The 23,636-nt window shown below is 61.3% G+C and carries 25 protein-coding genes, 1 tRNA gene and 2 pseudogenes; 23 read left to right on the forward strand and 5 right to left on the reverse strand.

The features are described 5' to 3' along the window. The first annotated feature begins 450 nt into the window (after positions 1-450). From Q427_RS23170 to Q427_RS23180, 3 genes are all read left to right on the forward strand, one after another. The gene (locus tag Q427_RS23170; protein WP_043517609.1) at positions 451-1,131 is read left to right on the forward strand and encodes a hypothetical protein; all 681 of its coding nucleotides are present in this window, start codon (positions 451-453) and stop codon (positions 1,129-1,131) included. An 88-nt stretch (positions 1,132-1,219) separates the two neighbouring features. After that, positions 1,220-2,140: an EamA family transporter gene (locus tag Q427_RS23175; RefSeq protein WP_043517611.1), complete on the forward strand. Its 921-nt coding sequence runs from the start codon at positions 1,220-1,222 to the stop codon at positions 2,138-2,140. A 589-nt stretch (positions 2,141-2,729) separates the two neighbouring features. After that, positions 2,730-3,554 (forward strand): reverse transcriptase/maturase family protein, encoded by an 825-nt coding sequence (locus Q427_RS23180; protein WP_051496632.1) that lies wholly within the window; start codon positions 2,730-2,732, stop codon positions 3,552-3,554. A 236-nt stretch (positions 3,555-3,790) separates the two neighbouring features. Here Q427_RS23180 and Q427_RS23185 read toward each other — a convergent pair whose 3' ends face one another. Together Q427_RS23185 and Q427_RS23190 are read right to left on the reverse strand one after the other, a co-directional pair. After that, the gene (locus Q427_RS23185) at positions 3,791-4,015 is read right to left on the reverse strand and encodes a hypothetical protein (RefSeq protein WP_043517613.1); all 225 of its coding nucleotides are present in this window, start codon (positions 4,013-4,015) and stop codon (positions 3,791-3,793) included. Positions 4,016-4,161: 146 nt separating this feature from the next. Continuing rightward, positions 4,162-4,238, reverse strand: a tRNA-Pro gene (locus Q427_RS23190). A gap of 224 nt (positions 4,239-4,462) precedes the next feature. Between Q427_RS23190 and Q427_RS23195 the strand changes: the two genes are divergently transcribed. The 3 genes and pseudogenes from Q427_RS23195 to Q427_RS23205 all read left to right on the forward strand — a co-directional run bounded on the left by Q427_RS23195 (position 4,463) and on the right by Q427_RS23205 (position 7,213). Then, positions 4,463-6,091 (forward strand): BCCT family transporter, encoded by a 1,629-nt coding sequence (locus Q427_RS23195; RefSeq protein WP_043517615.1) that lies wholly within the window; start codon positions 4,463-4,465, stop codon positions 6,089-6,091. Further along, positions 6,088-6,486 carry a CidA/LrgA family protein gene (locus Q427_RS23200; RefSeq protein WP_331280696.1) on the forward strand — a complete coding sequence of 133 codons (399 nt, stop codon included), beginning with the start codon at positions 6,088-6,090 and terminating at the stop codon, positions 6,484-6,486. The genes Q427_RS23195 and Q427_RS23200 overlap by 4 nt, the downstream gene beginning before the upstream one ends. 80 nt (positions 6,487-6,566) lie before the next feature. Further along, positions 6,567-7,213 (forward strand): annotated as a pseudogene (locus Q427_RS23205) (LrgB family protein). 109 nt (positions 7,214-7,322) lie between these two features. Here the strand turns inward: Q427_RS23205 and Q427_RS23210 are convergent. Then, the gene (locus tag Q427_RS23210) at positions 7,323-7,562 is read right to left on the reverse strand and encodes a hypothetical protein (RefSeq protein WP_043517617.1); all 240 of its coding nucleotides are present in this window, start codon (positions 7,560-7,562) and stop codon (positions 7,323-7,325) included. Positions 7,563-7,753: 191 nt separating this feature from the next. Between Q427_RS23210 and Q427_RS30600 the strand changes: the two genes are divergently transcribed. The 5 genes and pseudogenes from Q427_RS30600 (at position 7,754) to Q427_RS23230 (ending at position 12,429) form a co-directional block, all read left to right on the forward strand. After that, entirely contained in the window at positions 7,754-7,927 is a 174-nt protein-coding gene (locus Q427_RS30600; RefSeq protein WP_081786177.1) for a DUF2970 domain-containing protein, read from the forward strand. Positions 7,928-8,116: 189 nt separating this feature from the next. Beyond that, complete coding sequence (gene coxB / locus Q427_RS23215; RefSeq protein WP_043517618.1) at positions 8,117-9,235, forward strand: cytochrome c oxidase subunit II; 1,119 nt, start codon at positions 8,117-8,119, stop codon at positions 9,233-9,235. A gap of 74 nt (positions 9,236-9,309) precedes the next feature. Next, positions 9,310-10,946: pseudogene (gene ctaD, locus Q427_RS23220) on the forward strand (cytochrome c oxidase subunit I). Between the two features lie 35 nt (positions 10,947-10,981). Next, entirely contained in the window at positions 10,982-11,575 is a 594-nt protein-coding gene (locus Q427_RS23225) for a cytochrome c oxidase assembly protein (protein ID WP_043517619.1), read from the forward strand. Next, entirely contained in the window at positions 11,572-12,429 is an 858-nt protein-coding gene (locus Q427_RS23230) for a cytochrome c oxidase subunit 3 (RefSeq protein ID WP_043517620.1), read from the forward strand. The genes Q427_RS23225 and Q427_RS23230 overlap by 4 nt, the downstream gene beginning before the upstream one ends. A gap of 97 nt (positions 12,430-12,526) precedes the next feature. Here Q427_RS23230 and Q427_RS23235 read toward each other — a convergent pair whose 3' ends face one another. Beyond that, positions 12,527-12,721, reverse strand: a complete 195-nt coding sequence (locus tag Q427_RS23235; RefSeq protein WP_043517622.1) for a DUF2909 family protein — start codon at positions 12,719-12,721, stop codon at positions 12,527-12,529. Between Q427_RS23235 and Q427_RS23240 the strand changes: the two genes are divergently transcribed. The 4 genes from Q427_RS23240 to cyoE all read left to right on the forward strand — a co-directional run bounded on the left by Q427_RS23240 (position 12,720) and on the right by cyoE (position 16,248). Then, positions 12,720-13,529 (forward strand): SURF1 family protein, encoded by an 810-nt coding sequence (locus Q427_RS23240; RefSeq protein WP_051496633.1) that lies wholly within the window; start codon positions 12,720-12,722, stop codon positions 13,527-13,529. The two genes, Q427_RS23235 and Q427_RS23240, sit on opposite strands and share 2 nt — an antisense overlap. 58 nt (positions 13,530-13,587) lie before the next feature. After that, a complete protein-coding gene (locus Q427_RS23245; protein WP_231613876.1) occupies positions 13,588-14,169 on the forward strand; it encodes a hypothetical protein in 582 nt (193 codons plus the stop codon). Between the two features lie 74 nt (positions 14,170-14,243). Continuing rightward, positions 14,244-15,308 (forward strand): COX15/CtaA family protein, encoded by a 1,065-nt coding sequence (locus Q427_RS23250; protein WP_051496634.1) that lies wholly within the window; start codon positions 14,244-14,246, stop codon positions 15,306-15,308. Then, positions 15,301-16,248: a heme o synthase gene (gene cyoE / locus Q427_RS23255; RefSeq protein WP_043517624.1), complete on the forward strand. Its 948-nt coding sequence runs from the start codon at positions 15,301-15,303 to the stop codon at positions 16,246-16,248. Before Q427_RS23250 ends, cyoE begins: the two co-directional genes overlap by 8 nt. Positions 16,249-16,288: 40 nt before the next feature. On the opposite strand, the gene Q427_RS23260 is transcribed toward cyoE, so the two are convergent. Then, positions 16,289-17,746 carry an SLC13 family permease gene (locus Q427_RS23260; RefSeq protein WP_043517625.1) on the reverse strand — a complete coding sequence of 486 codons (1,458 nt, stop codon included), beginning with the start codon at positions 17,744-17,746 and terminating at the stop codon, positions 16,289-16,291. A 137-nt stretch (positions 17,747-17,883) separates the two neighbouring features. Between Q427_RS23260 and cysQ the strand changes: the two genes are divergently transcribed. From cysQ to rplT, 8 genes are all read left to right on the forward strand, one after another. Beyond that, positions 17,884-18,684, forward strand: a complete 801-nt coding sequence (cysQ, locus tag Q427_RS23265; RefSeq protein WP_081786178.1) for a 3'(2'),5'-bisphosphate nucleotidase CysQ — start codon at positions 17,884-17,886, stop codon at positions 18,682-18,684. 66 nt (positions 18,685-18,750) lie between these two features. Further along, positions 18,751-19,218: a DUF2489 domain-containing protein gene (locus Q427_RS23270; RefSeq protein ID WP_043517627.1), complete on the forward strand. Its 468-nt coding sequence runs from the start codon at positions 18,751-18,753 to the stop codon at positions 19,216-19,218. Positions 19,219-19,483: 265 nt separating this feature from the next. Then, positions 19,484-19,834, forward strand: coding sequence for a hypothetical protein (locus Q427_RS34710; protein ID WP_231613877.1), 351 nt, complete (start codon positions 19,484-19,486; stop codon positions 19,832-19,834). Beyond that, on the forward strand, positions 19,779-20,156 hold the full coding sequence (locus Q427_RS34715; protein ID WP_231613878.1) for an OmpA family protein: 378 nt from the start codon (positions 19,779-19,781) through the stop codon (positions 20,154-20,156). Before Q427_RS34710 ends, Q427_RS34715 begins: the two co-directional genes overlap by 56 nt. Before the next feature lie 253 nt (positions 20,157-20,409). After that, positions 20,410-22,308 (forward strand): threonine--tRNA ligase, encoded by a 1,899-nt coding sequence (gene thrS, locus Q427_RS23280; RefSeq protein ID WP_043517628.1) that lies wholly within the window; start codon positions 20,410-20,412, stop codon positions 22,306-22,308. After that, positions 22,271-22,882 carry a translation initiation factor IF-3 gene (gene infC / locus Q427_RS23285; protein WP_081786179.1) on the forward strand — a complete coding sequence of 204 codons (612 nt, stop codon included), beginning with the start codon at positions 22,271-22,273 and terminating at the stop codon, positions 22,880-22,882. Before thrS ends, infC begins: the two co-directional genes overlap by 38 nt. Before the next feature lie 86 nt (positions 22,883-22,968). Continuing rightward, the gene (gene rpmI / locus Q427_RS23290) at positions 22,969-23,163 is read left to right on the forward strand and encodes a 50S ribosomal protein L35 (RefSeq protein WP_043517630.1); all 195 of its coding nucleotides are present in this window, start codon (positions 22,969-22,971) and stop codon (positions 23,161-23,163) included. 37 nt (positions 23,164-23,200) lie between these two features. Beyond that, positions 23,201-23,554 carry a 50S ribosomal protein L20 gene (gene rplT / locus Q427_RS23295; protein WP_043517631.1) on the forward strand — a complete coding sequence of 118 codons (354 nt, stop codon included), beginning with the start codon at positions 23,201-23,203 and terminating at the stop codon, positions 23,552-23,554. Positions 23,555-23,636 lie beyond the last annotated feature (82 nt).

Raw genomic sequence — 23,636 nt, forward strand, 5'->3', positions numbered from 1 at the left:
CATCTGCTGCACCACCTGGCCGCCCGTTCCGAAGCCGAGGCCGTGCGCCTGGCCCATCGCTATGTTGAGGCGTGGGCGGCTGGCGCTGCTGCTGAGCCCCAGGCCCATCGCCAAGCCAATGCTGGCAGGCAAGCTGCTAACGCCTTTCTGCGAGGTGCGTCACCATGAGACGACGCAACCTCAGCCCCAGGCCGCCCCAATTCGTTGAGCTTTTGGCCCTTAGCGTATACGGCCCCTGCTGGCCTGTTCATCTGACTCCATCTCCGTCGCTCAACCCCGGATGCTGCTATTCCGAAGCGTCCAGTAGGGAGCGGTAACCAGGCTGGGTGGGATAGAACGGCGCTTCATAATTAGTGAGTTTGGCATTGACCAGCCTGAAAATGGGTGTTTATATTTCCAGCTACCAGCGCTATTTACAGACTTTCTAGATCACAATGCCGGGCGCGATGCATGTCTTACCTTCCTGTCTTCTTCATGCTGACGTCCATCTTTCTGTACAGCCTATTTCCACTGGTTGGTGTCTTCGGTACAGTCGAGGTGTCGGGCTTCGCCTTCGCCGGTCTGAGCCATTTTTTATCTGCCATCGTCTCGGTGGCTGGGGCGCTTTGGCTGTCGCGCCAGTCGGATTGCTATAGTTTGACTTCGCTGGTGCACGACTTCTCGCACGACCGCATTGCGCTGCGCCAGGCGGTAACGAGCGGCGTGGTCAACTACCTCAGCCATGCATTCCTGTTCGTGTCATTTGCATTTATGTCAAAGGCCTCGGCAACCGTGGTGTTTGAGGCATGGCCGGTACTAGCTGTGTTCTTCCTTGTAGCTCTCGCGCGAGATTTCTCGGGTACGACCGTGAAAAAGCGCAGGGATCCGATTGGTGCGCGGGTCTATTTCTTGTCGCTGGTTGCCTTTCTGGGGCTGGTTGTGATCATGGCAGGCGATCTGAATGCCATGAGTGGCACCGCCGGATTTACTGCAGTGATGTATTCTCGCGACGTGCAGGTCGGGTTGGTTTTAGCGATTCTCTCGGCGGTCTTCATGGCGTATTCGGTTGCGCTTGGACGCAACACGCGGGTTTTTGTCGAGCACAGGTACGGCAATTGCGAGGGAAAGTGGGCTGAGTTGAACCGTGCCTGATCGCAAGTGCCGCGACTAAGGTCTTTGGTGCGCTGGGGTTTGTACTTACCATCCCTTTCGTGCCCGGAATAGTACCGTCGATTGCGAGATGGGAGCCGAGAGCTGGGGCTGGGTTGCTCTGAATGGGGTGGTTATCGTCACCATCGGTTCGCTGACCTACCGCGAGGCACTAGCGCGCACTGATCGTATGGAGTTGGCGATCCTATGGTATACGACGCCCGTGTTTGCGCTGATGTGGCTGTGGCTAGTTGGGGGGGAAAGTCTGACCGTCGCGGTGGGGGTGGGTGCTCTCCTAATTGTCAGTGCCAACGCACTTCTACATATGCGGGCCGATACCACGCCCGCCTTCGTCGGCGTGTTTCTCAGCGTTGGGGTGACCGGGGTCATCGTAACCTTAACCGCGCCCCTATCACTGAAAGGATTCGTCAGTGAAGCTTCGCTGTTGGACCTCGTTGCGCTGCCGTTGGGTTTCATCGGCATCTTCGGCGGGTTTCTGTTGCAGCGTATTAGTATGCTTCATGCCGACGCACGTCACAGCGGTATGTGCCTGATCGACCACCTAGCTGCGAACCAGACCCGTGTGTTAGCTCCGGAGGTGCTGGCACTGATCAAGCACCGGCGCGATCTGCCGGTCGAGTTGCAACACCACGTCCGGCAATTGCGGCTGGCTCAGATCCCTGTCATCCGGTCCGGCGAGCTACTGGTGATGTGGACGTTGGGTATGTTCTCAGTTGTTTGCATTACGCTGTTTCGCGCCGAAAGCGTGATCGGCGACGCACTGGCTGTGATGACCAGTGCGTCGTTGGTATATATAGTGCTGCACTTGTCTTTCGATGCGAGGGTCCGACCCGAACAGGTGATCGACACCATGCTTCGCAAGGAATATGGCACTGAGTTGCGAATGCAGAATATCTGGTCGCTGGTGGTTATTGGGGCCGTCAGCGTGGCTATCCTCGTACTCAGTCACCTCGGCCATGTCGCCACCGGGCCGACAGCCCCGCTGCCGTAGAGGCGCGCATCGCCTATCTTGCATAACCTTAAGCGCCTACCCGTTTCCATCGTATGAGAGTAACGACATAAGCGATAGTCGGGCAGTAAACGGAATTGTGTATCCAGTTGAGCGACAGCTGGCGCGGTGCTCGCCTGATGATTATCTGCCCCCTAAAAGGCCCGGCGGTTGAAAAACAATCAACGGAAATCAAAGGCGCCCCAGACCGGGCGCCTTTGTCGTATGGTGGCTGATGATTTTTTGACATATACGCGCGCGTCACGCACTGGCTTCACGCACCAATTTCACGCATCCACCAAGGCGCCAACACGTTGACAAATGTTGACATGGCGAGGGCGATGCCTACCTAACATTGGCCCCGGCGGCTGGGCTGAGTGGATGTTAAGGAATGTTAAGGCGCTGGTGTCAGCGTGATGGCAAATGCTGGCATGGCGAGGGCGCCGGCTACCTGACAAAACCTAACATTGGGAGACGCTGTTGGGCTGGCCGTCCGTGGCCGGGCTGCCGGGGCATGGGCAGCGATCCGTCTGGCGCGTCCCGTGGGCGACCATGGCCGCGACTGAAGGCGCCACCCTAAGCGTGACCCAAGGTGCGGCTGATCGAAGCGCCGCCATTCCCCGACAGAGTGGTGCACCACGCCCTGCATCGCATCGTCGAACCCCACTTCGAGCGCCGCTTCATCCATCACAGCTACGCCTGTCGCAAGGGCAAGGGCACCCATGCCGCCACTGCCGCCGTGCAGGGCATGCTGCGTCGCGCCCAGGCCAAGTGGGGCCGCGTCTACGTGCTGCAAGGCGACATCGCCCGCTACTTCCCCAGCATTGACCAGCACCGGCTGATCCAGCAGCTCGAGCGCGTCATCGGCGACCCTCGCGTGCTCGAGCTATGGAAGCGCATCATCTTCGCCCAGGGCGCCGACGGCGTCGGCCTGCCAATCGGCGCCCTGACCAGCCAGCTCTCCGCCAACGTCTACCTCGACGTGCTCGACCACTACGTCACCGACGATCTCGGCTTCGGCTTCTACGCCAGGTACATGGACGACTGGGTCATCATGGGGCCCGACAAAGGCCAGCTCTGGCGGCTGCTCGAGCACCTCACCCAGTGGCTAGACGACGAGCTCGGCCTGGTCATCAATCCCAAGAGCACCGTCTACCCCGCCGCCCAAGGCATCGACTTCGCCGGCTATCGCACCTGGACCACTCACACCCTGCCCCGCAAGCGCAACACCAAGGCGGCGCGCCGCCGGATGCTTGCCCTCGTGCATGGCCATCACGCCGGGCGCGTAACCGACGAAGAGATCGCCGCCAGCTGGGCATCCTTCGCCGGCTACACCAAGCACTGCCACGCAGCACGCACTCGAGCCGCCATCGCCGAAGAGGTTCGCCAGGCGGCTAGAAGTGGAGAAGGCGCGTGACAAACGCCTGTCGTGTGCCACGCTGAGGCGGCATCAGGGATCGATGCGCAACGAGATGGGCCCGGCCAATCGGCCGGGCTTTTTTCGTGTCTGGTGCTGGCGCCATGGATCGCTCAACGGCAGGTACCGAGAGCGTTAGACAATTGCCGATTTGTTAGACAGAGGGTGTTGCAGGTTATTGAAAGGGCAGGAATATCGGCGCTGGTGTAGCTCTACCATTGAGCTACACCCGCCGCTCAATCGTTGATTAAGCCCAGCACTGTGCATTCGCAAGCAATTTCCCCGACATCTTCGATCCTGAGCCTATAGCGGGCGTAGCGGATCTCGTCGCCAGTATTCTCAGCAATATCATTGAGGTCGGTTCCGGCAAACTCGACGCCCGGTTGGAGCTCCTGTCTGATGTAGCGAAGGTGTTCCCTGGGAATTGTTACACGCTGGCCTGGCTGGAAGCTGGTGGGCATATTCCTCTCCTGATGGGCGGTCAATGCAGCTGCGCCAGTGTCTGGTGATGGATAGAGTTTTACCAGTTTTTTACCAGAGTTTTACCACCCACGAAAAACGGCCACCGCCGAGAGTTGGCTAAGTGACCGTCTTTGCTGGTGTTTTCTGGTCGGAGCGACAGGATTCGAACCTGCGACCTCTGCAACCCCATTGCAGCGCGCTACCAAGCTGCGCCACGCTCCGACTCTGGTTTTCAGGTTTGTTGGCAATGGCCAGCGCCCCCGAGAACGAGGCGTATACTAGCGCGTTCCTGTCTAAATGAAAAGCCTCTTTTGTACTTTCCTTTCAGAAGCTTGCCTTTACAAGGGGTTGGTCGGGGTGGGGCGCCGAGCGTGCCGTGAAGGCAGGCGTCCATTGCTTTATGATGAGCATCGGCAAATGCTCATCATCGTCAAAGGAATACGTCCATGTACCAACAGGCTCAGCGCGGCCCTTTGAAGGGTATGAATCCGCGGGTCACTCTGGTGACCTTCGTGGTCGTGGCGGTTTCCCTGATCTTCGGCGCCTTCTATACCGAGCAGTTGGGACATGGCTTGGCCCTGATGCGCACCGTGCTGGATCCGTTTCTCGAATGGTATTACGTGCTGCTGGTGGCTTTTCTGCTGCTGTTCATGATCTGGCTGGGCACCGGGCGCTACAAGAACGTTCGCCTGGGTAGCGACTTCGAGCAGCCGGAGTTCACCTTCTTCTCCTGGGTGGCGATGCTGTTCGCAGCAGGTACCGGTGTCGGTATCCTGTTCTGGTCGGTGGCCCAGCCGATACTGCAATTCCAGGAGAACCCCTTCATCGCCGACGGCATGAGCCCTGACGCCGCTCGCGTGGCCATGCGCTTGACCTACTTTCATTGGGGGTTGAACGGTTGGGCGATCTTCTCTTTCGTGGCGCTGGTGCTGGCCTATTTCTCCTATCGCTGGAAGATGCCGCTCACCATTCGTTCGGGCCTGAAGCCGTTGTTCGGCGATCGAACCGATGGACTGCTGGGTGATGCCGTCGATGTGCTGGCGGTGTTTGGTACCGTATTCGGCATCGCGACTACCCTGGGGCTCGGTGTCCAGCAGATGAACGCGGGCCTCGACGCGGTGTTCGGCCTGCCGTCTTCGCTGACCCTGCAGTTGATCGTCACCGCCGTGATCATGAGCGTGGCCACCTTTTCCGTTGTTTCCGGCGTCAAGCGTGGCGTGCGACTGTTGTCGGAAGCCAACTTCTGGCTGAGCATCGCTGTGGTGGTGTTCATGCTGCTGTTCGGGCCGACCCAGTACCTGATAGCGATTACCATCGAGTCCACGGGAGACTATATTCAGAACCTGATGGGCATGACGTTCCACACCAATGCGACCCGGGACGATGGCTGGCAGGCGGAGTGGACGGTGTTCTTCTGGGGCTGGTGGCTGGCCTGGTCACCGTTTGTCGGCATGTTCATCGCCCGGGTCTCCCGGGGGCGCACCTTCCGTGAATTCGTCATGGGCGTGCTGCTGGTGCCCACGCTGATCACCATTGTGTGGATCGGGTTGTTCGGCGGCACCGCGCTCTATCATGAGCTGTTTGGTGCCGGCGGCATCGTGGCCGCCGTGGAGGCTGACGTGGCCACGGCGCTCTTTGTCACCATCGATGCCATGGGGCTCGGGCTGCTGGGGCAGGGCGTCTCTGCCGTGCTGGTACTGCTGATCGCCACCTACCTGATCACCTCGGCCAATGCCGGCACCCTGGTGATCAATACCATACTGGCAGGGGGCGACCCCGAGCCGCCCACGGCCCACCGTATTCTGTGGGGTGGCCTGCTGGGCTTGCTGACGGCGGTATTGCTGATGGCGGGTGGGCTCGAGACACTGCAGGCAGCCGTGATCATGGCGGCCCTGCCATTCTCGGTGGTGATCATGTTGATGGTTGCCGGACTGCTCAAGGCGCTGCATCGTGAGCGCTATGCGGCACGGACAGGTGAGCGCGCCGAGGCGCCCAGGGAGCCGTGGGCAGACCTCGACGATGCCGGCTCCCAGCCGGTGCCGGTTTCCAATGACGAGGCTCACAAGGCGCATTGAGCGAACGCTGCGACGAGCAGAAGGGGGCTGGCATGCCGTTGATCATGGGGATGAGCGTGTTGCTGGCCTGCCAGTTCGCCGGAGAGCTGCTGGCGCGTGGGCTGGGGGTGCCGGTACCGGGGCCGGTAGTGGGCATGGTGATTCTGCTGCTGGGCCTGGTGGTGCTGGGCCGGGTACCCAAGAGCCTGCGCATTACGGGGGAGGGGCTGTTGCGCTACCTGACGCTGCTGTTCGTGCCCGCCGGTGTCGGGCTGATGGTGCATGCCAGGCTCATTGGCATGGATTTCTGGCCCATCGTGCTGACGCTGATTGTGTCGACCGCAATGACCCTGGCGGTGACCGCCTGGGTGCTGGAGCGTTTGCAGCGCCGCTATCGGCAAGGCGATGCGTCATGAGCGTCGTCGCCCTGGATCAGCTGTGGGTCTATCTCTCCGGCAATCCGCTATTGTCGCTGCTGGTGACCTTGCTGGCATTCATGCTGTCGGTGCGAGTCAACCGTGCGCTGGGAGGTACGCCCCTGGTGCATCCGGTGACCCTGGCCATCGCCATGCTCATTGGCTTCTTGTTGCTGGTCGACATGGATTACGCCACTTACTTCGAGGGGGCGCAGTTCATCCACTTTCTGCTGGGACCCGCCACGGTGGCCCTGGCGATTCCGCTATATGACCACCGCGAACGCATCCGCCGCTTGCTGTGGCCCTTGTTGCTGGCCTGCCTGGTGGGCATCTTTACCGCCGTGGCCTCGACGATCGCCATCGCCATGGTGTTGGGGGCGCAGGTAGAAACCATCCTGACCCTGGCGCCGCGCTCGGTGACCTCGCCAATCGCCATGGGTATTGCCGAGCAGGTGGGGGGTATCCCCTCGCTGGCGGCGGGACTGGTCTTGTTGACCGGCTCGATCGGTTGTGCGCTGGGGCCGCTGCTTTTCCGGGTGATGGGAATTCGCGACCCCGTCGTCCAGGGCTTCACCCTTGGCCTGGCGGCCCACGCTTCGGTACCGCCCACGCCTTTGCTCGGATTGGGGCGGTGGCGGGCGCCTTCTCGGGGCTGGCCATGGCGCTGACGGGTCTGCTGACCGCCTTCCTGTTGCCCGTGGTGGTCAGGGCTTTCGGGCTCGGCTAGATCTCCTCCCAGATGCGTGCACGAAAGTCGTGGGAGAGGTTGGCGACATTCTTCATCCTTTCCATGTGGTGTTCCGCCACTTCCTTGGCGAGTTCCTGATAGCACTCGTTCATCTTCGCCGGGTCGCCTGGTGGGTGTCATAGCACTTGGCGATGCGCTGGCTGGACTCGGCCAGGGCCGAGAGGAATCGGGCCTCCTGCTGCATGATCTCCGAGAGGTTTTCCATCCAGGCCAGCTGCATGCGGGTCATGGGCTTCGCGCCCTGCATCCACTGCTCGGCCCACCACTCCATGATCGGCTGGGTAGCCTCGAGGGGGGTGGGGCTGGGGGCCGTCTTCTTGGTGGTCATGTCGTGCTCCTGAGGGAAAGTAAACCAAGGCTTGTCTCCTGTTTGAAGTGTAGCCTAGACGGAGGCTTTTGGCGGAACTATTGCTGCGCCGCAGTATGGTTTTTTCGTCATATATTCAGAGGCTGTGGTTTCCCGAAGCCGGGCCTGCTGTGGCATGCTGTGAACGACCAATCCGGCCGTGGAGATCAGGCATGTGGGGAGTGATCAAATCCGTGCTGGCGGCTTTTTTGGGGGTGCAGAAGGAGCAGCAGCGGCGTGAGGATTTCGAGACGGGGAATCCGATGGCCTTTATCCTGGTCGGCATCGTCATGGCGTTGGTGTTCGTGGGCTTGATTGCCCTGGTGGCAATCTGGGCGGCTGGTTGAGCCACTGCGGCACCCTGCGTTGACTGGCGCGTTTATCAGAATACGGGAGCAGAGGCAGTGACTTTCGAGCTTCGACTTCATATACTCTTTGCAGAAGCGGCTAATGTTCTTGCGCTTGCGTGAGGGCCCCCGTCCCTGACATCCGGGGTTACCGCTCCTACGACAACTACAAACATTCGGGAGGCGTCGATGCGCACTCTGCTCGTATGGTTGGCAGGGGGCTTATCCCTTGTCGGCTCGAGCCAGGCGGCTCTGGCCAGTGGCTGGAACATGCCGGTGGGGGTAACAGACCTCAGTAGAGAAATCTACAATCTGCATATGGCCATATTCTGGATCTGTGTGGTCATCGGCGTACTCGTGTTCGGGGTGATGTTCTACTCCCTGTTCCGTTATCGCCATTCCAAGGGCGCCAAGGCCGCCAACTTCCACGAGAACACCACCGTGGAAGTGATCTGGACAGCGGTCCCGCTGCTGATCCTGGTCGGCATGGCCATCCCCGCCACGGCGACACTGCAGAAGATCTACGACCCCTCTGATGCCGAGCTGGATGTCATGGTCACGGGCCAGCAATGGCGCTGGCGCTATGAGTATCTCGGTGAAGATGTGGCCTTCAACTCGAACCTGGCGACGCCGCGTTCCCAGATTCGCGGCGACGAGGTTCGCGGCGAGAACTACCTGCTGGAGGTCGACGAGCCCCTGGTCCTGCCGATCAACCGCAAGGTTCGCTTCCTGTTCACCTCCGATGACGTCATCCACGCCTGGTGGGTGCCTGACTTCGCCGTCAAGCAGGACACCATCCCCGGCTTCATCAGCGAGAACTGGGTCAGGATCAACGAGCCGGGGATCTATCGTGGCCAGTGCGCCGAGTTGTGCGGTGTGGATCACGCCTTCATGCCCATCGTGGTTCACGCCATGGAAGAAGACGACTTCGAGACCTGGTTGGCCGAGCGCAAGGAAATGGCCGCCGAGGAAGCGCTTGGTGTCGACCGCGACTGGGCGATGGATGAGCTGATGGAGCGCGGTGAGTCTGTCTATGGCAGCATCTGTGCTTCCTGCCACCAACCGGAAGGTCAGGGCTCTCCGCCGGCGTTCCCGGCGCTGGCCGGCAACGAGCAGATGCTGGGCGATATCGAGTGGCACAAGGACGTCATCATCAATGGCGTTTCCGGTACCGCCATGCCGTCGTTCCGGACTACGCTCAACCCTGTCGAGCTCGCCGCGGTGATCACCTATACCCGCAACGCCTGGGGCAATGACACCGGCGATGCGGTACAGCCTGCCGAGATTGCCGAGCGGCTGGAACGTTGATCAAGGCCACGGCACGCTCTGCCGTGGCCACCCTGTGCGCCGATATAACAAGACAATGAATCTGGAGATTTCCGATGGCCCCTAAGGTACCTCCTCAGCCTACCCTCGAGCAGAGCAGCACCGCCGCGGAAGCTGGGCATGGACACGCCCATGCAGCGCCCCCCAAGGGCCTCATGCGCTGGCTGCTGACTACCAACCACAAGGAGATCGGTAGCCTCTACCTGATCTTCTCGCTGGTCATGTTCTTCATCGGGGGGATCTTCGCCCTGGTGATACGCCTGGAACTCTTCCAGCCCGGCTTGCAGTTCGTCAATCCGGAGTTCTTCAACCAGATGACGACAATGCATGGCCTGATCATGGTCTTCGCGGCGGTCATGCCGGCCTTCACCGGGCTTGCCAACTGGATGATTCCGCTGCAGATCGGGGCGCCCGACATGGCCCTGCCACGCCTCAACAACTTCAGCTTCTGGCTGCTGCCGGTGGCGTTCGGCCTGCTGCTGTCGACGCTGTTCATGCCGGGCGGCGGGCCCAACTTCGGTTGGACCTTCTATGCACCGCTTTCAACCACCTATGCACCGCCCTCGACGACATTCTTCATCCTGGCGCTGCACATTGCCGGCATCAGCTCGATCCTGGGCGCCATCAACATCGTCGCCACTATCCTCAACATGCGTGCCCCGGGCATGCGCATGATGGACATGCCGCTGTTCGTGTGGACCTGGCTGATCACCGGCTTCCTGCTGATCGCGGTGATGCCGGTACTCGCCGGCGTGATCACCATGATGCTGATGGACATCAACTTCGGCACCAGCTTCTTCAATGCCGCGGGCGGGGGCGATCCGGTGCTGTTCCAGCACCTGTTCTGGTTCTTCGGCCATCCCGAGGTTTACATCATGATCCTGCCGGCCTTCGGTATCGTGTCGGCGATCATCCCGGCCTTTGCCCGCAAGCGCCTGTTCGGCTATGCGTCGATGGTGTACGCCACTGGCGCCATCGCCGTTCTGTCGTTCATGGTCTGGGGGCACCACATGTTCGTGGTGGGGATGCCGCTGGCAGGGCAGCTGTTCTTCATGTATGCCACCATGCTGATTGCGGTGCCCACCGGGGTGAAGGTGTTCAACTGGATCGCCACGCTGTTCCAGGGGTCGATCAGTTTCGAGCCGCCGATGCTGTTCGCCCTGGCCTTCGTGGTGCTGTTCACCATTGGCGGCTTCTCGGGCTTGATGCTGGCCATCGCGCCGGCGGATTTCCAGTATCACGATACCTACTTCGTGGTGGCGCACTTCCACTACGTGCTGGTGCCGGGCTCGATCTTTGCGATCATGGCAGGTGTCTACTTCTGGCTGCCCAAGTGGACCGGCCACTATCCCAATGTGCGCCTGTCCCAGTGGCACTTCTGGCTGTCGGTGATCGGCGTCAACCTGACCTTTTTCCCGATGCACTTCTCGGGCCTTGCCGGCATGCCGCGCCGGATCCCCGACTATGCCTCCAGTTCGCCGATTTCAACATGGTGTCGAGTATCGGGGCCTTCTTGTTCGGCTTCTCCCAGTTGCTGTTCGTGGCCGTGGTGATCATATGCGTGCGGGGTGGCAAGAAGGCGCCGGCTGCGGCCTGGGGCGATTACGCCGATGACCTTGAGTGGAGCGTGCCGAGTCCGGCTCCGCTGCATACCTTCGAGACACCGCCGAACTACCAGCGCCCGGCTCACTGAGCCGGCGTGCCGGCCTGTGACTGAAGGAGCGAAGCATGAGTGAGAACCAGACCGATACTCGAGATGCCGGCGTAAAACGCACCGTATGGCGCAGCGTGGCGGCACTGGTAGGCATGTTTGCCTTTGCCTTTGCCCTGGTGCCGCTATACGACGTGTTCTGCCGTGTCACCGGTATCAACGGCAAGGTGGACACCAACGCCCAGGCATTGGTCCATGACGATGTGGACGATTCGCGGATGGTTACCGTGCAGTTCATCACCCGCAATGGCTCCGGGCTGCCCTGGCGAATGGAGGTGGAGACGCATCAGGTGCGACTCCATCCGGGTCAGACATCCGAGGTGAACTTCACCTTCAACAACCAGAGCAATGGCGAGAGCTGGGGGCGTGCGGTGCCCAGTGTCTCGCCTTCGACCGCTACGCGACACGTGCGCAAGGCGAGCTGTTTCTGCTTCGAGGAACAGCAGCTGCAGGCCGGCGAGAAGCTCGAGCTACCGCTGGTCTTCCAGCTGGATCGCGATCTACCCCCCGAGATCACTACCGTCACCCTGGTCTATACGCTCTACCCCGTGGAAGGAAAGAAAGCGCCGCTTCAGGCCGCTGCAAAGACCATTGAAGGAGATGAGGCATGAGTGGCAGCTATTACGTACCTGCAACCAGCAAGTGGCCGGTGCTGGGATCCCTGGCGCTGGGCATGATGATGATAGGTACCGGCATGGTGCTGGTCCATGGTCGCGGCACCTTCATCATGCTGTTGGGGCTGGCGGGCGTGGTGGCCGTCATGGCGCTCTGGTTCCGAGATGTCGTGGTGGAATCCCGCAGCGGCCTCTATGATGCCCAGATGGACCGCTCCTTCCGCTGGGGCATGGGCTGGTTCATCTTCTCCGAAGTGATGTTCTTCGCGGCGTTCTTCGGTGCCCTGTTCTACGTGCGCATGTTTGCCATTCCATGGCTGGGCGGCGAGGGCACCAAGGGCCCCACGGCGCTGCTATGGCCGGAGTTCACGGCACACTGGCCATTGCTCAGCCCGCCTGATGCCTCCATTGCCGGTCCGGCACAGGTCTTCAGTCCCTGGCATCTGCCGCTGGTCAATACGCTGATCCTCATCTCGTCGAGCATCACCCTGACGGTGGCCCACGAGGCACTCAAGGAGGGCCACCGGAAGATCTGCCGCAACTGGCTGGCCGGTACGGTACTGCTGGGCCTGTGCTTCATCGTGATCCAGGGCGTCGAGTACTACGAGGCCTATGCGCATTACGGCATTACCCTGGAGGCTGGCATCTATGGTGCAACCTTCTTTATCCTGACCGGCTTCCATGGGGTGCACGTCATCGTCGGCACCTTGATTCTCATCGTCATGCTGGCGAGGGTGATCCGCAGCCACTTTACACCCGAGGACCACTTCGGTTTCGAGGCGTCCTGCTGGTACTGGCACTTTGTTGATGTGGTCTGGGTGGGGCTGTTCCTGTTTGTCTACGTATTCTAAGATTCAGGCAGGCCAACGCCATTCAGCAGTCGATGATTCAATGTCTCCCGCCCGGCCCGGTGTGGCCGGGCGGGAGTTCATGTGACGGGGCGGGTGATCAGGCGCCCAGGTCGCCGATATAGAAGCCGTAAAACAGCAGGGCGATCAGAAGTGCGGCCAATCCAACGCGAATCTTCAGTGAAACCAGCAGGCGGCGGGAACGGCTGTCATCGTGCAGCAGGAAGCCGACACCGGCTGCCAGGCTGGTCACCATGGCCAGGAATACAACGGCGATCAGAGTCTTCAGCAGCATGAGTTACTCCATCAAGGGTCAGGGGGCGGGGGAAAAAGGGGTGCCGACCATGCGTTTTCCTGGCTGGCGACTGGGCCTGTGGTGCGTGCTCTGGTCGCTGCTGGTGGCACTCGGCCTGGCCCTTGGACTATGGCAGTGGGAGCGGGCCGACGACAAGCGCGACTATCTCGCCAGGCTCGACGCCGCGCCAACGCTCGAGGCGCCCATGGCGGCTCCCCCTGGGGGAACGCGGTTGACGCTGCGCGGCGAGTACCAGGCTGACGACACCCTGTTCCTGGATAATCGTACACTCAATGGCCAGGTTGGTGTGGCCGCATTGACCCCGTTGCGTACCGAGGATGGCCGGCTATGGCTGGTCCAGCGTGGCTTCATGGCCACCGGTCCGGTGCGTGAGACTCCCGAAGTGGATACGCCCCGCGGGGAGGTGACGCTGCAAGGCCGCTGGCAAGTGGCCGGCGATTCAGGCCCGCTCTATGGCCCGAATCGCGAGGGGCAACGCCTGCAGCAGATCGACCTCGACGCCTGGAGCCTGTCGCCCGGATTTGCCCATGATGGCTGGCTGCACCTGGAGGAGGGGGAGGGGCTTCTCGAGCCTTGGTGGGAGCCCAGTGTGATGCCTCCCGAACGACATGTCGGCTACGCAGTGCAGTGGTGGGGGCTGGCGCTTGCGGCCCTGGTCATGATGGTCGTCGGCGGGCGCCGGCTGGCCCGGGATCGTCGCGATAGATTCGCTTCCCGCGATCATCACCCGCAGCGGCAGGTACCAGGTCCAGAAGAACTTCCGGAATCGCGTCCAGACGAACGGTAACCCGTCACTCGGGTACACTTGGGCTCGTTGGGAGCTGACATCAGATTAAGGGACAGACGTGCAAGAAAAGCCGGCCGAGCAACACAGTAACGCCCAGGACACCCTGAGGGCGCGTCGCCAGCGACTCAAGCTGCTGGCGCTGATCGCTATCTTCGCCATACCGGTGGTTACCGCCTGGGTCATGGTGGAGTGGCGTATCGGTATTCCCGAACAGCGTACGGCCCATGGCGAATTGGCCCCTGCCGTTCCTGCCCTTGCCGAGTGGCCGCTGGTGGAGCCCATCGAGGCGCTGGAACCGGGGGATTGGGTGCTGGCTTTCGACTGCTCCACCGAGTGTGAGGCACTGGCCGATCAGTGGTGGCGCCTGCATCGTGCCCTGGGGCGGGAAGCGCCAAGGGTGAGTCGTTTACGCATTGGTGGCGATCAGCCGGCATTGCCGGGAGAGTCCGTGGCGCAATGGGCCCAGGCACCGGAATGGCACTCGCCGGGCCGTGTATGGCTGGTGGATCCGCGGGGCGAAGCGGTGCTGACTTACTCGCGTGAAGTGGAACTACGCGATGTGATGGATGACATCAGCCACTTGTTGCGCATGAATCCTGAAAAGCGAGTGGCACCGGAGCTTGAGGTCGGCAATCGCTGAAAGGGCAGCGGTCGTCTCTCACGATCGAGGCAGGCATCATCGAGTGGCAGGCAGGATCGACAAGGAATCTACCAATGCAGGATATATCGACGCGGGGCCATGAAGGGGCGTCTCGGCTGGGGCTTCTGCTCAGCCTGAGTCTGGCAGGTATTTTCTTCACCACCGCCGTCATTCTGGTGGGTGTCTGGACGCGCCTGGTGGATGCCGGCCTGGGATGCCCGGACTGGCCCGGTTGCTATGGTCGCCTGGTGGTGCCCGATGCCGAGCGGGCCGTGGCCCACTCCCCGGATGCGCCGCTGGAAGTCTTCAAGGCCTGGGTCGAGATGATTCATCGCTATGTGGCTTCGGCGCTGGGGTTGCTGGTCATCGCCCTGCTGGTGGCGGGTGCCGGCTTGCGTAAGCGCAGGGGTATCCCTGGGGGGGTGAGCGTGGCACTGCTGGTGGTGATCCTGCTGCAGGGGGCTTTCGGTGCCTTTACCGTGACGCTGAAGCTCTGGCCCCAGGTGGTGACCATGCACCTGCTGGGCGGGTTGGCCGTGTTATTGCTGTTTCTCTGGCTGCATTTGCGACTTCGCCGATTTGCCGCCGGGGACACGGAGGAGCGTCCCAGGCGGCGGCTGACGCCCCTGTGGGGGCTTGCCGCGCTGATGCTGTTGCTCCAGCTTGCCCTGGGCGGTTGGGTTTCCAGCAACTACGCCGGTATCGCCTGCCAGGGCTTCCCGACCTGCAATGGCCAGTGGTGGCCGGAGATGGACTGGAGCGAGGGTTTCCATCTGACCCAGACGGTGGGGCCGAACTATCTGCATGGGCAGCTGCACGCCGATGCAAGAGTCGCCATTCACCAGGGGCATCGCATCGGTGCGCTCCTGCTGGGGTTGGTCCTGGTGGCTCTGGCGTTCCGCCATTGGCATGAGGCACGCCTGCGGCCCTGGCTGGGCGGCCTGGTCGGTATCTACGCGCTTCAACTGGGGCTGGGGATTGCCAATGTCCTGCTGTGGCTGCCGCTTTGGCTGGCCCTGCTGCATACCGCCGGGGCAGTGGCCCTGGTCCTGTGCCTGGCGTTGGCGGTATGGCATTGGCGAGAGGCGGCGGGGGAAGTGAATACAACACCAAAGGACAAGGAGTGGGCGCATGTCTAATGCGGTAATGAAGCGAACGGGACTGAAGCGTGTCCTGGTGGCACCCTTCACTACCGAGGGCGCTGCCGACTGGACCGGGCAGGATCTGCTCACACTGTGCAAGCCGCGTGTGGTCGTCGTCATGCTGGCTTGTGCCCTGGTGGGCATGGCGTTGGCGACACCGACCTTGCCGCCGCTCAGCACAGTGGTTTTCGGGCTGGCCGGGATCGGATTCGCAGCTGGCGGAGCCGCTGCATTCAACCATGTGGTCGATCGTCGGCTGGATGCCATGATGTTGCGAACGTCGCGTCGCCCGCTGGCCAGCCAGCGTATGCCGACGTGGCTGGCGCTGGCCTGGGCCTCGCTGCTCTCCGTGTCGGGCATTTTGCTGCTGTTGTGGCAGGTCAATGCATTGACGGCCTGGCTGACCTTTGGCTCGCTGATCGGCTACGCGCTTATCTATACGGCTTTTCTCAAGCGAGCCACACCGCAGAACATCGTCATCGGTGGCGTTGCCGGTGCGGCACCGCCGCTGCTGGGGTGGACGGCGGTCACCGGCCAGTTGGGTCCGGAGCCGCTGCTGCTGCTGCTGATCGTGTTTGCCTGGACGCCGCCTCACTTCTGGGCGCTGGCGATCCACAAGCGCGAAGAGTATGCGCGCGCCGGGGTTCCCATGTTGCCGGTCACCCATGGCGAGGCATTCACTCGGCTTCAGGTCTGGCTATACGGCTGGTTGACGGTGGCAGTGACGATGTTGCCCTTCGTCATCGGCATGAGCGGAGCGGTCTATCTTGTTGGCGTCCTGGCGCTCAATATTCGCTTCATGTTCTGGAACTGGAAGGTTTGGCGAGGCCGCGACCCCGAGGCTCCCCTGGCCGCATTCTGGTTCTCGATCCGCTATATCCTCGGTGTGTTCGGGGTGCTGCTGCTTGACCACTACGCGGCTCTCTGGGCGATGTAATGCTCGGGCGCCGAATCCTCGGCGCCCTCACTCTGGTCACTCACCACAGCCAGACGATCAGGTAGTAGGCCATCAGGGTCACGACCACGGTGCTCATCAGGTTCAGCATGAAGCCTGCACGTATCATCGACTGAATCTTCATATGACCGGTGGCGAACACAATGGCATTGGGTGGCGTGGCCACCGGCATCATGAATGCGCAGCTTGCGGCAATGGCGGCGGGCACGGTGATCAGCAGCGGAGAGACTCCCTGGGACATTGCCAGTGCCCCGAGTAGAGGCAGAAATGCCGCAGCGGTAGCGGTATTCGAGGTTATCTCCGTCAGGAAGATGACCACCAATACCACGATCCCGGTCATGGCCAGCAGCGGTAAGAGACCAAACACGCCAAGCTGCATGGCTATCCATTCGGCCAGGCCCGAGCGGGTGATGGAGCCTGCCAGGGATAGGCCGCCGCCAAACAGCAGCAGAATGCCCCAGGGCAGTTTTTTTGCTTCCTCCCAGACCATCAGGCGCTCACCGTCTCCGCGACCACTGGGCGCCAGGAAAAGGGTGATGCCGGCGGTGATGGCGATACCTGTGTCTGACAGCCAGCCAAGTCCCAGGTCATTGAGTAGCGGGCGAGCCACCCAGGCCAGGGCGGCTGCCAGGAAGATGATGCCCACCCGTGCCTCCGGCTTGGTCATCCTGCCAAGCTGTGCCAGTTGATCGTCGATCATGGTGTCGCCGCCATCCGCGCTCTGGACATCGAACCCCCGGCGAGTGAGCCACCACCAGGCGCAGGCCATCATGACGACGCTGATTGGCAGGCCAATCAGCATCCATTGCGCGAAGCCGATATCGATGCCGCGATCCTCGGCCAGGTAGCCGGCGAGCAGGGCATTGGGAGGGGTGCCGATCAAGGTGGCGACACCGCCGATGCTGGCCGAGTAGGCGATGGCGAGCAGCAGGGCGGTGGCATATCGCTTCAGCTCTTCGGGGTCGCGGTCGCTGAGCAGGTTGACCACCGACATGCCGATTGGCAGCATCATGATGGTGGTTGCCGTATTGGATACCCACATGCTGAGAAAGCCGGTGGCGATCATGAAGCCGGCAATCTGCCTTCTTGGCTGCTGCCCGACCAGCTTGAGTACATGCAGGGCGATACGACGATGCAGGTTCCAGTACTGCATCGAGATGCCCAGCAGGAAGCCGCCCAGGAAGAGATAGATGATGGGGTTGGCGTAACTCGTTGCGGCTTCCGCCATGGTGCCGAGATTCAGTGCCGGAACCAGTGCCAGGGGAAGTAGCGCAGTGACCGGTATGGGGATGGCTTCCGTGGACCACCAGGTAGCCATCCATAGCGCCAGGCCGGCACAGGCCCAGGCGGTGTCTGTCATACCCGTGGGGGGCGGCGCCACGAGTGTCATGACAAGCCACAGCGGGCCCAGCCACAGGCCTATACGACCGACTCGATTGGGCCCAGGTGTCTTTGGTGGTGTCTCGCTTGTTGTCTGCATGGGTTCTCGACAGCGGCTCAAGGGGGAATGGTGCAGAATCCAAGGCGGCTTCTATTATACTTCTGTTGATATGCGGCTTCGGTCAAAGGTAAGGCTAGTCGAGCATAGTGATATCTGCCGCGGGAGGGGGTGTGTCCATGTCTAGCGGCAACATACCGGTGCAACTGCCGAGCCTTGAGGCACTGCGTGGGCTCTGCGAAGCGGCGGGGCGCGATATCCTTGCTGTGCGCAAGGTCGGCAGCGATGTGCAATACAAGACCGACGAGAGCCCGGTCACCGAAGCGGACTACGCCGCTCAACGGCGCCTGGAGGAAGGTCTGCCTCAGTTGATCGACCTTCCCATGCTCGCCGAGGAACAGACATTGCCCCGCTGGCAGGCGCGTAGCCAATGGCAATGCTACTGGCTGGTCGATCCTCTCGACGGCACGCGTGACTATGTCGACGGCTTTAACGACTTCACCGTCAATGTGGCGCTTGTCCGGGATGGCAATGTGCTGCTCGGCATGGTCCATGCGCCTGCCAATGGCTTGACCTGGGCGGGTGGTTCGGGCCTGGGTGCCTGGCGCTGGCGGGAGGATTTCCGTGAGCCCCTGAGGGTGCGTGTCGGCAACCCGTTGCGGATCGTGGCTAGCCGGGCTCATATCGATGACGCGACCCAGCGCCTGGTGGCGACCTTTCCCGAGGCGCGGCTGAAGCGTTACGGCAGTTCGGTCAAGTTCTGCCGGATAGCCGAAGGCAGTGCCGACATCTATCCGCGGGTCGGTCCGACCTGTGAGTGGGACACCGCGGCGGGCCAGGGGGTGCTGGAGGGTGCAGGCGGGGCTGTATTGAGCCTCGAGACGGGGTTGCCCCTGCGTTACAACACCCGTGAAAGCCTCGTCAATGGACCCTTCGTGGCCTGCAGCGATGTCGCCCTGGTGGCTCATCTCCTGGCCTGAGTGTATCGACAGGCCCTGCCTGCGGTACAATTCAGGTTGATTTTCAACGAAAGGCTGGAAGAATCCATGACGATGACGACTGCCTTGGTCCTGCTCGCTCTGGGCGCGGCCATTATTGCCGGTTTGGGTGCCTATGCCTTCACTCTCTGGCGTGAGGTCAAGCGTCGGCGGGCGCTCAAAGAGGATGAGCTGCAGCGGGCTCACGCGAACTGTCTCGAAAACCTGGAGATCGTTGCCTCGTCGCTGTTGCAGGAGCAGGTGGATGTCACCGAGGGGTCCTGGCGCTGCAAGGTACTGCTGGAGATACTCGACCCTGAATTGATGGAGCGGCCGGCGTTTCGTCCCTTTGGCGAGGTCTATGCACGCACGCAGCATTTGCATACCCACTCCGCCCGCAAGGCGCTCAGCCCCCGCGACAGGATGCGGGAAGACCGTGAGCGCCTGGAGGTGGAAGCCGAGCTGCGCCAGCCGGTGCTGAAGGCGGCCGCCGAGGTGCTGGAATTTCGCCGGGCCTGGCCAGGGAGCTTGCATTGACGGTATGGGCAACATTGGCAGGAGCATATTGTACGCTAATGATACGAAGAAGCTTCATTGCAACACTCTGATTCCTTGGGGACTCTGGAATGGGCCTTGCCTGTTTGGGGCCGAAACTGCCTAAATTCTGGGTGATTGAATTAGGTTCTGCTTTGAGAGAGGCTGAATAAAGCCTACACTATGCAGAACCGGGTCCCAGAATTCCCGGATATTTCGGGTCCTCAAAAATGGACTGCCCGAAGATGAATCAAGAAGGAGTCTTGTAATGAAAAAATCTACGACTGGCTTGCTGTTAGGTTCTGCTCTCGTCATCGGTCTCTCCGGCTGCGCCAATACTCAGGGAGGGGCATCCGCCTCATCAGACCGTCCCTGGTATCAGCAGCCCGTTGTCTGCGGTGTCGCCGGCGGCCTGATCGGTGGCAGCATCGGCTACGCCGTCAGCGGCAGCTCCGATGAGGATCAGGGGATTGCTGTTGGCGGTGCTTCCGGCGCGGCCATCGGTGCGCTGCTGTGCGCCGATCGCACGCCGGAACCGGTTGCCCGGCCTTGCGCCGGAGCCGATGCCCGAGCCCGCACCGGCACCTGCGCCCGAGTTCGAACCGGTAGTGCTCGATAGCGAAGTCACCTTCGCCTTCGATTCTTCCGAGATTCGTCCGGCCGCACACCGCGAGCTCGACCAGGTGGCGAACACCCTGCGCGAGAATCCCGAGATGCGCGTTCGTATCGAGGGTCATACCGACCACGTCGGTTCTGCTGCGTACAACGAAGCCCTGTCCCAGCGTCGCGCCGATTCCGTCAGGGACTTCCTCGTCTCTCGCGGCATCAGCCAAAACCGCATGACTACCATTGGCTATGGCGAGTCACGTCCGGTCGCCACCAACGAGACCGACGAAGGACGCGCGCAGAACCGTCGCGTGGAAATCGTCAACTGGGATTGATCGCTTGATTGGACCCGGGGCCTGAATCAAGGCCGTGAGAAGTACACAGGGGCACCTTCGGGTGCCCCTGTTGCGTGTCGGCGGGCGTGGCGTGAGAAGGGTGGCATCTGGTAGTCTTGTCGGCTGTCGTGAGCGATGTCACCAGAGCCACATCACTAGAACCACGACACTAGAGCCACGTCATTAGAACTATGCCACTAACTGCGGCACGTGATCCCTGGTATGGATCACCACTGCGCACAAGGACGCTTCAATGCCCATCGTGACCCTGCCGGACGGCAGCCAGAGATCCTTCGACGAACCCCTTTCCGTGATGCAGTTGGCCGAATCGATCGGCCCCGGTCTGGCCAAGGCCTGTGTCGCCGGCAAGATCGACGGCGAACTGGTGGATGCTGCCGATATCATTGACCATGATGCCGAGGTGGCCATCATTACCGCCCGCGACCCGGAAGGTCTCGAGGTGATTCGCCACTCCTGCGCCCACCTGATCGGCCACGCGGTAAAGCAGCTCTATCCGGAAGCGAAGATGGCTATCGGGCCGGTGATCGACGATGGCTTTTACTACGACATCGACTTTGGCGTTTCCATCACCCCGGACGATCTGGCGGCGATCGAGACGCGCATGAAAGCGCTCATCGACGAGGAGTATGACGTGGTTCGCGAGTATGTGGATCGCGACCACGCGATGTTGACCTTCCTGCACCGCGACGAGCCGTACAAGCAGGAGATCGTCCGCGAGATTCCCGAGGGCGAGACGATCCGGCTCTACCAGCACAAGGAGTATGTCGACATGTGCCGGGGGCCCCATGTGCCTAATACCCGGCACCTGAAGGCGTTCAAGCTGACCAAGCTGGCTGGTGCCTACTGGCGCGGTGATGCCAGCAATCCGATGCTGACCCGGGTGTATGGTACGGCCTGGGGTGACAAGAAGCAGCTCAAGGCCTATCTCAAGCGCCTCGAGGAGGCCGAGAAGCGCGATCACCGCAAGCTGGCCAAGCGCATGAACCTCTTCCATCTCCAGGAGGAGGCGCCGGGCATGGTGTTCTGGCATCCCAATGGCTGGACCATCTATCAGGCGCTGGAGCAGTATATGCGCAAGGTCCAGGTCGAGCATGGCTACCAGGAGATTCGCACCCCGCAGGTGGTGGATCTGTCACTGTGGAAGAAGTCCGGTCACTGGGGGCACTACAGCGACCTGATGTTCACCACCGAGTCGGAGAAGCGCGAATACGCGGTCAAGCCGATGAACTGTCCTTGCCACGTGCAGGTGTTCAACCAGGGGCTCAAGAGCTACCGCGATCTGCCGCTGCGCCTGGCGGAATTCGGCAGCTGCCACCGCAACGAGCCGTCCGGTTCGCTGCACGGTCTGATGCGGGTGCGGGGCTTCACCCAGGACGATGCGCATATCTTCTGCACCGAGAAGCAGATCCAGGCCGAGGCGGAAGATTTCATCGCCTTGACCCTCAAGGTGTACAAGGAGCTCGGTTTCGACGACGTCGAGCTCAAGCTCTCGACCCGCCCGGAGGGCTTCATGGGCGAGGCGGCGCTATGGGATCGGGCCGAGCAGGGGCTCGAGGCGGCGCTCGATGCCACCGGTCTGGAGTGGGAGCTGCAGCCGGGTGAAGGGGCGTTCTATGGACCCAAGATCGAATTCGCCCTGCGCGATTGCCTGAATCGTGTCTGGCAATGCGGTACACTGCAGCTGGATTTCAATCTGCCGGGTCGATTGAACGCCCAATTCGTCGACGAGGACGGCGAGCGCAAGACGCCGGTCATGCTGCATCGGGCCATTCTAGGCTCCTTCGAGCGCTTCATCGGCATCCTGATCGAGCACTATGCCGGGGCGATGCCGCTCTGGTTGGCGCCGGAACAGGTGGTGGTGATGACAATTACCGATGCGCAGCGCGACTATGCGGTACAATTGGAGCGTCGCTTGCAGAAAATCGGTCTTCGCGTCAAGGCGGACTTGAGGAACGAGAAGATCGGCTTTAAAATCCGCGAGCATACGTTGCAGAAAGTTCCCTATCTCCTTGTGGTAGGGGATAAGGAAGTCGAAGCCGATTCGGTTGCCGTGCGCACCCGCACCGGCGAAAACCTCGGCGTCCAGACCGTCGATGAATTCATCGAGCGCGTTCGGACCGAAGGTTGGTAACGACACTGTCAATTACCGGAACGGAGACGGAACGATCAAGCGAAGCAGCCAGCGCGGACGTCCTCAGGACAAGCGCCCCCCAATGAACGAGCGTATTACCGAGGATCAGGTACGCCTGATCGACAGCGACGGCGAGCAGCTGGGCGTAGTGCCCACCAGTGAAGCACTGGAGCGAGCCGAAGCGGCCGGTTTGGACCTCGTCCAGATTTCCAATGCCGATCCCATCGTCTGCAAGATCATGGATTACGGCAAATTCGTCTTTGAGCAGAAGAAGCAGAAGGCAGCTCAGAAGAAGAAGACGAAACAGATACAGGTCAAGGAAGTCAAATTCCGGCCTGGCACCGACGAGGGCGACTATCAGGTCAAGCTGAAAAACCTGATCCGGTTCCTCGAAGGTGGCGACAAGGGCAAGGTCACGCTGCGTTTTCGCGGCCGTGAAATGGCGCACCAGGACATCGGCCGCAAGCTGATGGAACGGATCGCTGCGGATCTCGACGAGATCGGGACCGTGGAGGCCTTCCCCAAGATGGAAGGGCGCCAGATGATCATGATCATTGCCCCCAAGAAGAAGTGATCCGACGGCCAGTCAAACGGATGGCCGGCGTAAATGCCGGCCATAGGCCACGGATTTTCTAAAAAACTCGAGCGGAGAATTGACTCATGCCGAAAATCAAGACTAACAGTGGCGCTGCCAAGCGCTTCAAGAAGACTGCCAATGGCTTCAAGCACAAGCAGTCTTACCGTAGCCATATCCTGACCAAGAAGTCGACCAAGCGTAAGCGTCACCTGCGTGGTACGAAGCTTATCCACGACGCCGACAAGGCCCTCGTTCAGCGCATGCTGCCGAACCTGTAAGCCTCTGCTTGTTCTATTTTAACGTCAGGAGAAAGCTATGACTCGTGTCAAGCGTGGTGTCGTCGCTCGTCGTCGTCACAAGAAAGTACTGAAGCTGGCCAAGGGCTACTATGGCGCCCGTTCGCGCGTCTTTCGCGTGGCCAAGCAGGCCGTCATCAAGGCAGGCCAGTATGCCTATCGTGACCGCCGTAACCGCAAGCGTCAGTTCCGTGCCCTGTGGATCCAGCGTATCAACGCGGGTGCTCGTCAGCACGGCATGTCCTACAGCCGTTTCGTCGGTGGTCTGAAGAAGGCCGGTATCGAGATCGACCGCAAGGTGCTGGCCGATCTGGCTGTTCACGAGAAGGCCGCCTTTGCTGCCATCGTCGAGAAGGCCAAGGCTGCCCAGTAAGCGATTCCGACCGATGGCGTCGGGCCGGCGTTGGCCGGTCTCCTTTAACGCCAGACCGTCGCAGGGGAAGAGCAGCCGCTCT

It is taken from the genome of Halomonas sp. BC04 (assembly GCF_000568385.1).